Annotated in this window: 14 protein-coding genes; 7 read left to right on the top strand and 7 right to left on the bottom strand. The window is 57.0% G+C overall.

Annotated features, from left to right (window positions below; translation table 11 throughout):
- Positions 1-47: 47 nt before the first annotated feature.
- Together QN062_RS04620 and QN062_RS04625 are read right to left on the bottom strand one after the other, a co-directional pair.
- Complete coding sequence (locus QN062_RS04620) at positions 48-191, bottom strand: hypothetical protein (protein WP_369342415.1); 144 nt, start codon at positions 189-191, stop codon at positions 48-50.
- Positions 192-218: 27 nt separating this feature from the next.
- Positions 219-1,688, bottom strand: a complete 1,470-nt coding sequence (locus QN062_RS04625) for an ABC transporter substrate-binding protein (RefSeq protein WP_369342416.1) — start codon at positions 1,686-1,688, stop codon at positions 219-221.
- A gap of 413 nt (positions 1,689-2,101) precedes the next feature.
- Here QN062_RS04625 and QN062_RS04630 point away from each other — a divergent pair, with 413 nt between their 5' ends.
- Positions 2,102-2,275, top strand: a complete 174-nt coding sequence (locus tag QN062_RS04630) for a hypothetical protein (protein ID WP_369342417.1) — start codon at positions 2,102-2,104, stop codon at positions 2,273-2,275.
- A 129-nt stretch (positions 2,276-2,404) separates the two neighbouring features.
- Positions 2,405-2,620 (top strand): hypothetical protein, encoded by a 216-nt coding sequence (locus tag QN062_RS04635; protein WP_369342418.1) that lies wholly within the window; start codon positions 2,405-2,407, stop codon positions 2,618-2,620.
- A 1-nt stretch (position 2,621) separates the two neighbouring features.
- Here the strand turns inward: QN062_RS04635 and QN062_RS04640 are convergent, their stop codons facing one another.
- Positions 2,622-3,008, bottom strand: a complete 387-nt coding sequence (locus QN062_RS04640; RefSeq protein ID WP_394854740.1) for a VOC family protein — start codon at positions 3,006-3,008, stop codon at positions 2,622-2,624.
- A gap of 166 nt (positions 3,009-3,174) precedes the next feature.
- A complete protein-coding gene (locus tag QN062_RS04645) occupies positions 3,175-3,444 on the bottom strand; it encodes a hypothetical protein (RefSeq protein ID WP_369342419.1) in 270 nt (89 codons plus the stop codon).
- Between the two features lie 201 nt (positions 3,445-3,645).
- On the opposite strand from QN062_RS04645, the gene QN062_RS04650 reads away from it, so the two are divergent.
- The 5 genes from QN062_RS04650 (at position 3,646) to QN062_RS04670 (ending at position 9,839) form a co-directional block, all read left to right on the top strand.
- Positions 3,646-5,001: an MFS transporter gene (locus QN062_RS04650; protein WP_369342420.1), complete on the top strand. Its 1,356-nt coding sequence runs from the start codon at positions 3,646-3,648 to the stop codon at positions 4,999-5,001.
- Between the two features lie 134 nt (positions 5,002-5,135).
- A complete protein-coding gene (locus QN062_RS04655) occupies positions 5,136-6,083 on the top strand; it encodes a LysR family transcriptional regulator (RefSeq protein ID WP_369342421.1) in 948 nt (315 codons plus the stop codon).
- A 164-nt stretch (positions 6,084-6,247) separates the two neighbouring features.
- Entirely contained in the window at positions 6,248-7,516 is a 1,269-nt protein-coding gene (locus QN062_RS04660; protein ID WP_369342422.1) for a MalY/PatB family protein, read from the top strand.
- A gap of 92 nt (positions 7,517-7,608) precedes the next feature.
- The gene (locus tag QN062_RS04665; protein WP_369342423.1) at positions 7,609-8,358 is read left to right on the top strand and encodes an ArsR family transcriptional regulator; all 750 of its coding nucleotides are present in this window, start codon (positions 7,609-7,611) and stop codon (positions 8,356-8,358) included.
- Complete coding sequence (locus QN062_RS04670) at positions 8,355-9,839, top strand: MFS transporter (RefSeq protein WP_369342424.1); 1,485 nt, start codon at positions 8,355-8,357, stop codon at positions 9,837-9,839. The genes QN062_RS04665 and QN062_RS04670 overlap by 4 nt, the downstream gene beginning before the upstream one ends.
- A gap of 57 nt (positions 9,840-9,896) precedes the next feature.
- Here QN062_RS04670 and QN062_RS04675 read toward each other — a convergent pair whose 3' ends face one another.
- The 3 genes from QN062_RS04675 to QN062_RS04685 all read right to left on the bottom strand — a co-directional run bounded on the left by QN062_RS04675 (position 9,897) and on the right by QN062_RS04685 (position 13,355).
- Complete coding sequence (locus tag QN062_RS04675) at positions 9,897-10,901, bottom strand: ribokinase (RefSeq protein WP_369342425.1); 1,005 nt, start codon at positions 10,899-10,901, stop codon at positions 9,897-9,899.
- A gap of 88 nt (positions 10,902-10,989) precedes the next feature.
- Positions 10,990-12,408 carry an MFS transporter gene (locus tag QN062_RS04680; RefSeq protein WP_369342426.1) on the bottom strand — a complete coding sequence of 473 codons (1,419 nt, stop codon included), beginning with the start codon at positions 12,406-12,408 and terminating at the stop codon, positions 10,990-10,992.
- Complete coding sequence (locus QN062_RS04685; RefSeq protein WP_369342427.1) at positions 12,405-13,355, bottom strand: nucleoside hydrolase; 951 nt, start codon at positions 13,353-13,355, stop codon at positions 12,405-12,407. Before QN062_RS04685 ends, QN062_RS04680 begins: the two co-directional genes overlap by 4 nt.
- Between the last annotated feature and the right edge of the window lie 317 nt (positions 13,356-13,672).

Below are 13,672 nucleotides of genomic sequence, written 5' to 3' on the forward strand. Positions count from 1 at the left end.
TTGCGCTCCCAGTTTCATATCACTGTTTGGTTGTTGCTTGCCTTATGTCACTCGTTGAAGTTGTTGAGATTGACTCCCAGCTTCTTCATGCGCTTGACATAGGTGTTGTAGACCTGCTGTTCGATTTTCACGTTCTCGCTCAGATGGTTCTGGTTGAGCTTCGCAACGTAAGCGTCCCAGCCTGCGTCCACGCCGCCCTTGGTGACCCACTGGGAGAACTAGCTCATCGCATACTGTGCGTAATTGGTCGTGTTCGTGTCCATCGTGTCACTCTGGGTCTTGGTGGCAGGCATGTTCTGGTAGAGAATGTCCTTGTTGAAGTTGACGTTCTTGTAATCCTTGTCATACACGGCATCGACTGGCTTGACCTGTGCATCGAGAGTTGGAAGGTCGAGCTTCATGTCGGTGTTGATCCAGCCTGGAGCGGCATCGCCCAGTGCCTGATAGAACATCCAGTCGGATTCCTCATGACCCTTGGGTGCGTTGAGAATCTTGTAGTGGTTGGTTCCGAGCTTCTTGACGGCAGTTCCGAATGCGCCATAGCGTGCCTGAACGGACATGTCGGCCGAGTAGAAGGCATCGACGAACTTGAGAGCGGCTGTTTTCTGAGCGTCGGCCACCTTGGAAGACACCACGGCTGCATCGATCTTGTAGGCAAGGTCATCGCCGTTATACGACCACACTGGAGAGGTCTTCTGATTCGCACTCTGTTCAAGAGAAGGAATGGTCACGTATTGGTCGTAGTTGTCGGCTCCGAAAGTACCTGCAGGAGTCCACATCCATTCGAATCCGACTGTTGCGGTCTTGCCATTGCCCTTTGCGGTGCTGGTGAACTTTGACCAGTCATGCGTGAATGCCTCGGGAGAAATCACACCATCGTTCCACAGCTTGTTCATGTATTCGATCAAGGTCTTATAGCGAGTATCGGTCAGATAGTTCTTGACCTTGCCATTATCCACATACATGCCGAGAGGTCCGTTAGGAACGACGATTCCCATGCTCGAAAGCAGGACGTTCGGCTGGAAGAGCCAGAAATTATCGGTTCCTGGAGTATAGAAGTCCATAGGAATCTCATCGGCCTTGCCGTTGCCGTTAGGATCGTCGTTCTTGAAGGCGATCAGATCCTGCTCGAGCTCGGCCCATGTGGTCGGAACCTTGAGACCAAGCTTGTCGAGCCAGGTCTTGTTGATGAACATATGGTTGCTGGTCCTTGCCGTCACGGGACGCGCGACAACGGGGGTTCCATAGATCTTGCCGTCATAGGTCGTAGATACGACTTCTGAATAGGGGTCGGTCTTGAACATCTTCGATACATTCGGCATGCTCTTGAGCTCTGGCTTCAGGTCCATGAACAAGCTACCGTATGTGCTCATATCACCAGAGCCATAGCCGCCGATGGTAACGTCGGCGACATCACCTGAGGCGAGCGTCGCCTGCTTCTGGTTGGACCATGCGGCACTGCCGGTGTTGATCCAGTTGATATTGCAATCGCAGGCAGCCGCCAGTTGCTTCGTCCAACCCATTTTCTGCATTTTTTCTGCTCGTGCATCCAAAATGACCTGTACGTTGATGGTTGGCTTGCCGTTCTTTCCGGTCGCTGAACTGCCGCTGCCACCGCATGCGGACAGTGCAAACACCGCAACGCATGCCATGGCACCAAGTTTCAGAACCGCACTTTTTCTCTTCATGCGAAGTCTCCTCCTTGACCTTCGAATTCGCAACGCCATAGTTGCTGCCCATTCAGGCTCCCTACCCTCTTTAGGCTTGACTCAGTATAGGACTTGAGAAATTGTTTCGCAAGTTTTCCAGTTTCTTTCTGCGATTCTCCGTCAACATGCGGATTCTGCCCCATTTCAACTGAAGTCAGTTCAAAAAAATACGAGATATCGCAATCAAAGCGAAGTAAGAGTCAGCAAGTGTTTCTATTCTTTTCACGCCGTGCTGCATTCGAGAACAATGTCTGGCGAGAACAGTGTCCGGCGAGAACTGTGTCCGAACGGCGCCTCTTCATGTCATCGCAGGAGGTTGAAACGATAAGAGCCCAGCAGCATGCCTTCGAGGCGGAATCGCATATCGCAGTCGGTGCTTCGATGCACGCGATGTGACCATGTGCGCCATCGATCTGCATGGAGGCGCAGTCGCACGCCGCACCATCAGTTTTGAACCCTCTCCCCTGGATGAGGGATATTATGCCGAAGTCGACAGGGCGATAACCTCGTTCGCCCGTTCCATGGAATCAAGGAGCTATTCCGTTCCCATGCATGATGATCCATGATTCCGACGCGTCAGCGATGGCGGAGCTATGGCTCGACCACGTTGCCGCAGCCATGAAGAACATGAGCATGATGTTTGCCAGCGATGTGATTCTCGGAAGCGAGGCATCGCAATATCTCGATGACGCCATGTGAAGGAGCTAATACGGAGGGCACTCGCGAAGAGACCGTTCGTCGATGAATTCAACCTGAGATGCAGCCTTCGTCTGCGCGACCAAAGCATCGTCGCCGCTGCGCTGCGACTCGTATCGCCATACGTCGATCTGGTCTGCGGCACCCAGAGCGGCAAGTCACCTGCATGGCAGACTCAGGTGACTCGCAACCTTGGCCTCCCCATCGTCACATGATTCAGACGATCTGGCAGAACTCGATGATTTCCTTGTTCGGACCATGAATGTTGAAGTAACGAATGCCGTTGTCCCAGAACGATGGAATGCTTTGCACCTCTTTGTCGATCAGGTCCAGGCCAAGCGCCTTGGCATTTTCAAATGCAGCATCGATGTCCTTGCAGTCAAGGGCAAGATGGTTCCATGCTCCGTCCGCCATCTGCGATTCCTCGACCTCCCAGCTTTCCAAGGTGATATGCCCATATCGAAGGAACGCGCAGCGTGAATCGCCATTCCTGAACACTCCTGCGACTTCGAAGCCCATCACGTTCTTGTAGAATTCGATCGTCCCGTCCAGATCGGACGTTGGCAAGCCGACGTGCTGAACGTCGGTGGTGAATGTGGTCATTACTGTCATGATTCCTCACTTTTCCATTGCTGGATATGTTGATGCGGACGCTGGTTCCTTCGCCACAGGCCTAGGCCGCGATGGCACCACCGCAGCCGCATTCCAATGCCCTGACGAGCCCCATCGTATTCCCGATTGGAGATTCCTGCACGCCGCTTCGTCGGCATCAATCCTGAATCCTCACCACAACCTTCGAAACGCCGGAAATCTTTCCATCGAGAAAATCCTGCACCTGTTCGAGTCCAAGAACATGACCGATCAGCGGTTCAACGTCGGCCTTCCCCGAAGCGAGCAGAGCCATCGCATCCGAGAAGGAGAGCAGATCGATGAACGAACCCTGAATCGTCAGCTGCTTCCTATGGATGTCATAGGCATTCATGGCGAAGGAAGCATCCGGCGCATGGCGACAGATCGCCCCCCCCCCATCACACTTCAACACCCGGCCGCCTTGCCTTTGCATTGAGATGCTCATGCCAACTTATAGAAGACTATTTTACAAATGTATGTTGCGTAAGTTTACGCACTGTGGAATGTTCCTTCCGACGATGCCGACGAATGGATATACTGCGATTCAGGGAAACGCCATGCAATGGCAAAGGGGTCCGCAGATCGAGGAATCAGGGGGAAGCGCAGCAGAATGTCAGAGGAAAGCAGTCAGAAGGCGAAATCCGAGCAAACGGATTTTCTTCATCATCTTTTTGTGCCCGTATACATGCCTGCAATCCTCTTCGCGACCGGCGAAGGTTCGCTCATTCCAATAGTCCCCCTGACTGCCAAGGCCCTGGGGGCAAACCTGGCGACCGCCGGAATCATCTCGGGGCTGCTGATGATAGGCGTGGTGCTGGGTGACGTCCCCAGCGGCTTCATCGTCAACAAATGGGGCGAGACCGTGGCAATGCGCATAGCCGCGGTGCTTGCCATCGTTTCGGCCATCTTCTGCTGGCATGCACCCAATCTTGCGGTACTTGCGGCGGGAGTCCTGATCATAGGCATAGCTTCGGCAACCTTCAATCTTGCCCGACACGCATTTCTCACCGCATGGACCCCGCCATGGTATCGAGCACGGGCCATGTCACTGCTCGGCGGCACGACTCGCATCGGCTATTTCGTCGGGCCGTTCATCGCCTCCCCTCTGATAGCCCTGGCTGGATCGCGCAGCGTGTATTGGATTCACGTCGCCGCCTGCATTATCGTGCTGGTCGTGCTGCAGGTCACGCCAGATCCGGAGAAGCTGCTGGCGGCCAACAGGACTCGCGCCGAACGCAGAAGGGGCGGAAAGTCTATGAATGCGGCCGTCCCGTCATCCGCACGCCGCATAGGCATCTCTCACGTCACATCACAGGGGGTGATCGAGAGCGCGGGCGCCGAAGGCGGCATAAGCGAATCCTCCGCCTTCATGACCAGACTGCTGCGCTTCCCGCTCATCAGATACTTCACGGTTCTGTGCCGCATGGGAACCGCAGCGGGCATCCTGCAGATGATGCGAGCCTCACGACAGGTGATCCTTCCTCTGTGGGGCGTGCAGCTCAACATCTCAGCGCCTCATATCGCCCTGATCATGGGTGTCGCGGGAGCCGTCGACCTTTCGCTGTTCTACACTTCCGGACAGATCATGGATCGCTTCGGCAGGCGGTGGGCCGCGGTTCCCGTTCTCGTCGGCATCAGCATCGGCCATCTCCTGATGCCATTCGCACAGGCCGAATGGACCTATGTATGCATCGCGATACTGATCTCAGTGGCGAACGGGCTTGGCAGCGGAATCGTGATGACGCTCGGAGCAGATCTGGCTTCGCGCTACGCGCCGGATAACATGCCGGGCTTCCTCAGCGGCTGGAGGATGTCGACCGATTCGGGATCGGCGATAGGCCCGCTTGCGATTTCAGGCATGACAGCCCTCACCGGACTCTGGTCTGCGGCCGTGCTCATGGGTTCGATAGGTCTCGTCGGAGCCTTCATGATGCAACGCTTCATCCCCCGCTTCATAGGCAAGTGATGTCTCACGCATGCCGCGCACCCATCGGCATCGCCCTACCCGCGAAATGATTCTGTGGGAGAATGCTCCTATTCCAATGCCAAAGGCGAGTTGGGCGCTAGCATCGGACATGACCGCGTGAAGGAGTTTGGACTATGGGCACCTCATTGAATCCTCAATCACTGGTCACACTATGGCATATCGAGCAATACAACTCATTCTCGGCGACCGCGAAGGCGCTCGGCTGGTCTCAACCGGCCATCAGCCAGCAGATAAAGCGCTTGGAGGCTCAGACAAATGCGACGCTCGTCCGCAGAACGCCTCATGGAGTCGAACTGACCGCAACCGGCGCGATGTTGGCGCGCTATGGCGAGGCGATCTCCGAACGGCTGGAATCTGCAGCCCGCGAGGTCGATGACTATCGCAACAAGCGCTATGCTCACCTTCATCTTGTCGCTCCTCCGTCGATATGCTCAACCATCGCAGCACGTTCCGTTGCAAATCTCAGCCTGTTCACCGACATTCAGCTGAGCCTCAGCCAGCTCGAGCCTCCCGAGGCGCTTGGTCTCATCTCTCAGGGAAAGGTCGATGCTGCGGTCGTCTTCCGATATCGTGCGATACCCGATTTTCTTGACGTCACCGAAGACCTGGACTTCGATTCATTGGGATTCGACCCGATGCGGCTTCTGCTTCGACGAGAGAACCCGATTGCGAAGCGATTCGCGGGAACTCAGGAACCGATCGACCTCTCGCTCGCCCGCCAGGAACATTGGATAGCGGGATGCGAGACCTGCCGGGCAAATCTCGTCAAGCTGGCTGCACGCTCAGGATTCAAGCCGGACATCCGTCACGCCACGGACGACTATTGGGCGACCCAGAATCTTGTCGAAGTAGGGATGGGCGTTTCCCTCGTTCCCGAACTCGACATTCATATCAATCTTCAACCTGACCTGACAGCATGCCCGATCGCAGACGAATTCGCATATCGTGAAATCGGCATCGTGACGAGAAAGAGCGATGCTCGACCCGCCATGAAGTCGCTTATCGAGGAATTGCGCAGAACTGCCCTGAAATATCTCAGACCGGCACTCACGAGGAACTGACCGTGCTCGATGGGCATGTCCAGAAACAGACAGAGATGGACAGGAATGGAGAGAAACGGACAGGCATGAAGGATCCCGCCCGATAAGCAACTTGAGGAAGCTCATTATCATTTCGATGAGCCACGGCGTTGAGCTCGTTGCATCATGCGGCGACAATGGGCGGCATGACAACAGATACCCACACAACAGAAGCTCTCACAACAGACACCCTCAGAGGTGCCGCACTCAGGCACGGCGCTTCCTCAGACTTCGACGCAGCCAAGGTCGATGCCACGACGATCGAAGACCTGCAGGCCGTCGGCTCGGATAAATGGACCCGTTACGAAGGATGCATCGGTGCATTCATCGCCGAAATGGACTTTGGCCTTGCGCCATGCGTCGTCGATGCGATCAAGGAGGCCTCTGACCACCATCGCCTGGGATACATTCCCGACCCCTGGAAGAAGAGGGTCGCCACCTCGTGCGCCGACTGGCAGAAGCGCTATGGCTGGAAGGTCGATCCAGCGTGCATCCGTCCGGTCCCCGACGTGCTGGAGGCGTTCGAGATTTTCCTGAGAGAAATCGTCAGACCAGGCAATTCAGTCATCGTGCCCACTCCGGCATACATGCCCTTCCTGAGCGTCCCGCAACTGTATGACGTTGACCTCCTTGAGATTCCCATGCTTCGCAAGGCTTCCTCCGAAGTCACCGAGGGCGAATGGCTCTTCGACTTCGATGCGATAGAAAGGGCCTTCGCCAAAGGCTGCCATGCATTCGTGCTCTGCAACCCTCACAACCCGATCGGCAAGGTGCTCACACGCGAGGAGATGCTGAGGCTATCGGATCTGGCGCAGCGCTATGACGTTCGCATCTTCTCGGACGAGATTCATGCACCTTTCGCATACGGCAGGAACCGGCATATCCCCTTCGCCTCGATCAGCAGCCAGACCGCGATGCAGGCATTCACCTCGACATCGGCCTCGAAGTCATTCAACATTCCGGGGACAAAATGCGCACAGGTGATTCTCACCAATCCTAATGACTTGGAACTGTGGATGGAGCGTGCACAATGGTCCGAGCATCAGACCGCCACGATCGGTGCGATTGCGACGACATCGGCATATGAAGGCGGGGCTTCATGGTTCGAAGGCGCGTTCGACTATGTCCGACGAAACGCCGCCCTGGTGAACGAAGAGATGGGTGGCAGATTCTCGAAGGTCGGCTACATCAGGCCAGAAGGCACCTATATCGCATGGCTTGACTTCTCGCCCCTGCATCTTGACGATCCCGCAGACTACTTCCTGAAGAAGGCGAATGTCGCCCTGACCGATGGCCGCGAATGCGGTGCTGTCGGCGCCGGCTGCGTCCGCATGAACTTCGCGATGCCGCATCCCTTGCTGGAAGAATGCTTCGACCGCATGTTCACGGCGCTTCACGTAGACGGCCTGCTCTGAACATGTGCCGTACGCGGCACAATCCATAAGGAATCATAAGAAATGCAAAGATATATTTGCATATATTACTTTGCAGAGATATATTTGCATTCATGACATCAACATCAAGCAACAACGGAAGAACGCCCCAGCCCCAGGGGCTCATGCCAAACCCGGAACAGCTGCGCGCGCTTACGCACCCGATTCGTCTGCGGCTTCTGGGGATATTGAGACTCAACGGCTCCGCAACCGCCACGGATCTTGCAAGAATGACAGGACTCAACACCGGTTCGACAAGCTATCATCTGAGAATCCTTGCGAAATATGGCTTCATCGAGAAGGACACGAAGCTGTCCTCCGGGAGAAAGCTGTTCTGGAAGGCCAGGCAGCTGTATAACGTCATCGATGCACCCTCCGAGAAATCGCCGAATGCCGAGGACGAGCTGGATGCCGCGAGCGGGTTCATGCAGGTGGCGGCCTCTGAACTCTCCCGACAGATATTGCAGGCGGCAAGCACTTGGAAATCCATGGATTCGACCTGGCAGGACATATCGACCATGAGCGACTATGCCATGCTGCTGACACCCGAGGAGGCCGATTCGATCGCCAGCCAGGTTCAAGGCATTCTCTTCGATGCGATGAAGAGGCACCCGCTTGTCCACTGGAAGAACATCGACGGTGCAGACGATGGAACCGTGCGAGGCTCGGATGACTGCACTGCGGAGCAAGGCGGCGAATCCGGTCACACGCCAGCGTCCGCACCAGACAGCTCCATCGCAGGACAAGCCGAGGGACCGAATCGAAGCAGGGCCATCGCCATGCAGTTCCACCTGTTCCCAGTGGCTCAGGACCTGCTCCGATGATGGGCGCGCTGTCTTGGAGACGCATCCACGTTCGACGCACGCATATTGTTCTCGGCGCCTGGCTGTGTGCAGACATCGTTTCGCTGTTCGGCAGCACGCTAAGCAGTCTCGCCGTGCCCTGGATGGTCCTGAACCTGACGCATAACACCATCGCGACGGGAATCGTGAGCGCTGTCCAGCTCGGCATGCTCGTCGTCGCCAACATCCTCTGCGGCCCGCTGATCGACAAGGTCGGTCCCACCCGGATCTCGGTGACATGCGACTGCATCAGTGCGGCGTTCATCGCCCTGATTCCAGTGCTATGGTTCGCACACCTGTTCTCGATACCACTGCTGATAGGAATCGTCGCAATCGTGGGTGCCATGCGCGGGCCTTCCAACAATGCCAAGGACATCCTTTCTCCCAGCATCGCGGCATACGCCAGACAGCCGATGGAAAGGATCACCGGCCTCTCCAGCACCACAAGCCACCTTGCCGGTACCATCGGCTCCGCTCTCGGAGGGGTCATCGTCGGAATCGTCGGTGGACCGTACGCCCTTGCCTTCACCTCACTGGCATTGCTATTCGGCGCGTCCATGATCGGCCACGTGGTCCGCCCCGCATTGCTGGGCAACGAATCCGTCACCGAGATCATCAAGGACACGGCAGACCCTGATTCACTGCGCGCCGATGCCTCACCGACCCGGAACACAGACAGTCAGCAGGTGCCGGCACAGCAGACCGTCCAGGCTATGCAGGCAACGCAAGCCATGCAGACCACGCAAGCCACGGAGCAAAGGCGGTCACATCACAGGACGACACTCACCACGCAGCTTGGCTCCTACCTTCGCGCCTATGTCGGCAACATCGCTGAGGGATGGAAGGTCCTGCTCACGATTCCGGTAGTCCTGGGGTTCTCGTTCATACCGGCAGTCACCAATATGATTGACATCGCCTGGACCGACGTGCTTGCACCTGCATGGGTGATAGGCCAGCATCATGGCTCAGGCTCACTCGGCCTTCTGTTTGCGTGCCTCACCTTCCCCGCTCTGATCGGAAGCACCATAGCGACGGTAGTCGCCGATCGTCTGCCACGCTTCCCTATTCTGGTGATCGGATATCTGCTCGTTGGATTTCCTCGATACATCGTCATGGCCCTGAATGCTCCGCTACCGGTGATACTCACGGTGATCGCGATAGGCGGCTTCGGTTCGGGATTCCTGAATCCCATCTTCGGCGCGGTCATCTATGAGAGAATCCCCGCAGCATCACGCGGCAAGGTCATGTCCCTGACGAGCGCACTGACTTGGGGACTGATGCCTGTCGGCTCCCTTGTCGGCGGGTTCGCGTCGCATATGCTCGGTCTTGATGCCACCCTTGCCCTGCTCGGCAGCCTCTATCTCGTCGTGACTCTGCTTCCGGTCTTCATTCCGGCATTGCATCACATCGAGCGTCCCGCCAGGCAGCGCGACAGCGCCGAGGAGGCAGGCAGCGGCATATGAAAATCGGGCTGCCACGATATGGCAACCCGATGGTTCAACCGCAGATGCTGTCAGCAGTCAGTTTCCCTGCACAAAATCGATTATCTCCTGCGCATCGCCATAGGACGACTGCGCACCCCTGCCAAGCGTCGAATATGCGGAAACCGCGGAGGCGACGGTACACGAGGATGCCAGTGCATTGCCACTCGCAAGACCTGCAAGCACGGACCCCATGAAGGAGTCCCCCGCACCCGTCGTATCGACGGGCTTCACCTTGCATGCGGGAACATGGACCACGTCCGGCCCGTCGAGCACGACGGCGCCAGCCGAACCCAGCGTGACCACGACCCGATCCAGCCCCGTGGCATGCAGCCGGTCATTGATCGATTCCCAGTCGGATTCAAGGCCCGGTTCCGATTCCATTCGCAGCCACTGCGCGGTTTCGTGCTCGTTCATGATGACGATGTCTGCAGCATCGGCCAGCGCGTGCCTCAGTGCCTCGTTCAGGTCTTCGGGCATTGGCGATATGTTAAGGAGCACTGTGGTGTCGGCCGCATGCGCCACATGGGCCGCTTCGATCACTGCGGCAAGCGGCGCCTCAAGACAGAGCCCGAGGATATCGGATCGCTCTATGACGGCGGCATGCCTGTGAATGCACTCTGCATCGACCTTCGCATTCGCACCGGAAGACACTACGATGAAATTCTCTCCATGGGGATCGACCACGATGATCGTCGAACCAGATGGTCCGTTGACATGTTCGACGTGAGCCGTCGCGACACCGACCTTCTCGAGTTCGTGAAGCAGGAAATCAGCATTCGCATCCGAACCCACCGCCCCGATCATGTCGGTCTGGAGCTGGAGTCGCGCGCAGCTCGCCGCCTGGTTCGCAGACTTACCGCCTGCATGAATCGCCATCGGCCCACCGACGATGGTCTCGCCCGGCTTCGGCATCGCATCGACCTCGACCACATGATCGGCATTCATCGAGCCCACGATGGACACGTGGGCAGCCAGAGATGACGAAGCTATTCGATCCAGTTCATCCATGATCTCGTCTTTATTCAACTTCAGCTGTTTCACGCATCCACCCTTTCAAAGCTTCTCCCTATAGTTATACCGCCATCTCGGCCATCTCCGCCTCAGCGAATCACCTGGCGGGCCGAGCGGTTCACTGCTCCGTCTTCTCGACCGATGGAATGAAGAAGGAGCATACCAGAGCCAGAATGACCAGAATAAGGCCCGTGCCGACACTGAACACATACGAGGACACGCTTGTGCCTCCGCCGACCTGCGTCATCACGGCATAGAGGATCGCGAAGCTCAGACCGGCTCCAAGGTTGAATGCGCCAGCGTTCAGACCGGGAAGATAACCGGTGTTGTCAGCCGGAGAGAGCACGATTCCCAGACCGTTGAGCATGATGTTGACCGTTCCGGCATAGGTGATGCCCACGAAGATCGAAACGGCGACCAGAGCCCAGACGCTCACGGAAGTGGCAGTGAACATGATGGCGATGACGCCGATCGCCGTGGCGACCAAGCCGTAGCGCAACACCCTGTGATACCCATATCGGCTGGTGAGCCAGCCCGCGACGGGTCCGAACACCAATCCCGCAAGTGCGTATGGCGTAAGGGTTGCGAGAGATGCCACGTCCGCGCTCAATCCTGCGCCGAGCTTCGCATCCTGAGCGATGGCAGGAACGATGCCGTTCATGATTGCGAACACGCCGGTCATCGTGAGCAGCGTGGTGAGCAGCAGGCCCCATGTCCTGCGCTGCTTCAGATACACGGTCGTGACCATCGGTTCCCTCTTACGCTTCTCGACGTTCCAGAAGACGACGAAGGCGACCACAGCCACCACCAGCATGATGACGACATACAACCAATTCGCCGCGGCGAGCTTCTCTATCTCATCGACGGCAAGCAGCAGCGCTCCGATTGCGATGACCAGCAGAATCGCACCGATCCAATCCATCTTGGCCTTGGTATCCGCCCAGCTTTCGCGAGTATAGATCGCCGTCATGATCACGGCGATAAGAGCGATGCCCGCCATGGTCCAGAAGATCGAGCGGAATCCGTAATGGGCTGCAAGCCATCCGCCAAGCAGCGCATCGACGCCCGCGATACCGCCATTGACCGATGTGATGATGGCCATCAGACGAGCATAGCGCTTGTCGTCAGGTACTCGAACATGCAGCATTATGAGGCATAGAGGAACGATCGGACCGCACACACCCTGCAGAACACGACCAAGCATCAGCATGGGAATGTTGACTGCGAGAGCGGAAACCGCGCACCCTGCAATCGTGGCGATCAGCATGCCGATGAGCACCTTCTTGCGACCTGCGGAATCCGCGAGGCGTGGAAGGAAGAGCGAGAATAGGGCGGCTGCGGTAAAGAACACGGTCTGTGTCAGTCCGACTTCGGAAGCGGTCGTATTGAGTTCTCGCTGCATGGTCACCAAGGCAGGCGAGAGCATCGAAGTATTGAGCTGGAATGCGAAGACGGCAACCAGAAGAGCGATCATCAGGCCGATGATCGAGGAAGCCGATTCAGGCTTGTTCGCGGAAGCCTTCATGTCAGTGGTCATTTGTCAAGTCCTTCGCCAATGTTCGCGATCGCTTCGTGGATCAGCTGCCAGAAGCGGTCCACATCCAATGTTTCGCCATACTGCGTATGGCAGTCGGCAGGTGCGGGCGCGCGCAGGTCGGCGACCGTCATGCCCAAAGTCAGATCGCCCTTGGTCTCGATGTCGATCGGAGCCTTGCGTGTGGTGATGACCTCGGGGTCAAGAAGGTAGGCGACCGCGCACGGGTCATGCACCGGCGGGTCGACGAAGCCTTGGTTCTCGGCGTATGCCTTGCGGAAGAAGTCCATAAGGTGACTCACGAAGTCAGCGGTTGGGGTTCCTATCGATTCGATGTCGCGCTGACGCTCAGGAGTGCACAATGCCTGATGAGTCAGATTCAGTCCGATCATCGTGACCGGCCATGATGCGTTGAACACCACGTGAGCGGCTTCGGGATCGACCTTGATGTTGAACTCTGCGACGGCGCTCCAATTGCCGACGTTGATGCCGCCACCCATGAGAACGACCTCTTTCACACGCTCAACGATGCGCGGCTCCTTGCGCACGGCCATCGCGATATTCGTCAGCGGTCCTGTGGGAACAAGGGTCACCGTCTTCGGCTCGTTGCCCATGACCGTATCGATGATGAAATCGACGGCATGCCTGTCGATGACGCCGTGCGATGGCTTTGGCAGATCCACACCATCGAGACCAGTATCGCCATGCACTCCCGGTGCCGTTTCCAATTCACGTATCAGCGGCGATGCGCACCCTGCAGCGACTGGCACCTGATATGCGTGCGCCTGCTCCAAGACCGCGAGTGCGTTGTACGTGACCTTGTGCAGTGTCTGGTTTCCACCGATGGTTGTTATTCCCAGCAGGTCAATGTTGTCGTTTCCAAGCGCCAACAGAATAGCGACTGCGTCGTCATGCCCTGGATCACAATCAAGAATGATTTTTCGTCCCACTTCAACTCCTTCATTCCTTTGCCTATATCCGAATCAAGGGTTCATGCCGCAAAGCACGGCGTCGCACGGCGCATCACAATCGATTGCTCATTTCCATCGCAACGACATGAATGTACCATGCAACATTCCGCATCTTCCCAACTACGGCACTGTGTCTGGCTCCTTGTCATCAGATTTCGACGACGGGCCATTCCCCCAACCTAAAATCGTACAACCATAACCTTGACATGGCACACTGCGACACATGGCACACTGCGACACATCGCATCGTCATGTTCGCCTCATCACATGGTCCTCCGGGATTCCCGGGCATGCAA

The organism is Bifidobacterium sp. WK012_4_13 (assembly GCF_041080835.1).
Classification (GTDB): domain Bacteria; phylum Actinomycetota; class Actinomycetes; order Actinomycetales; family Bifidobacteriaceae; genus Bombiscardovia; species Bombiscardovia fermentum.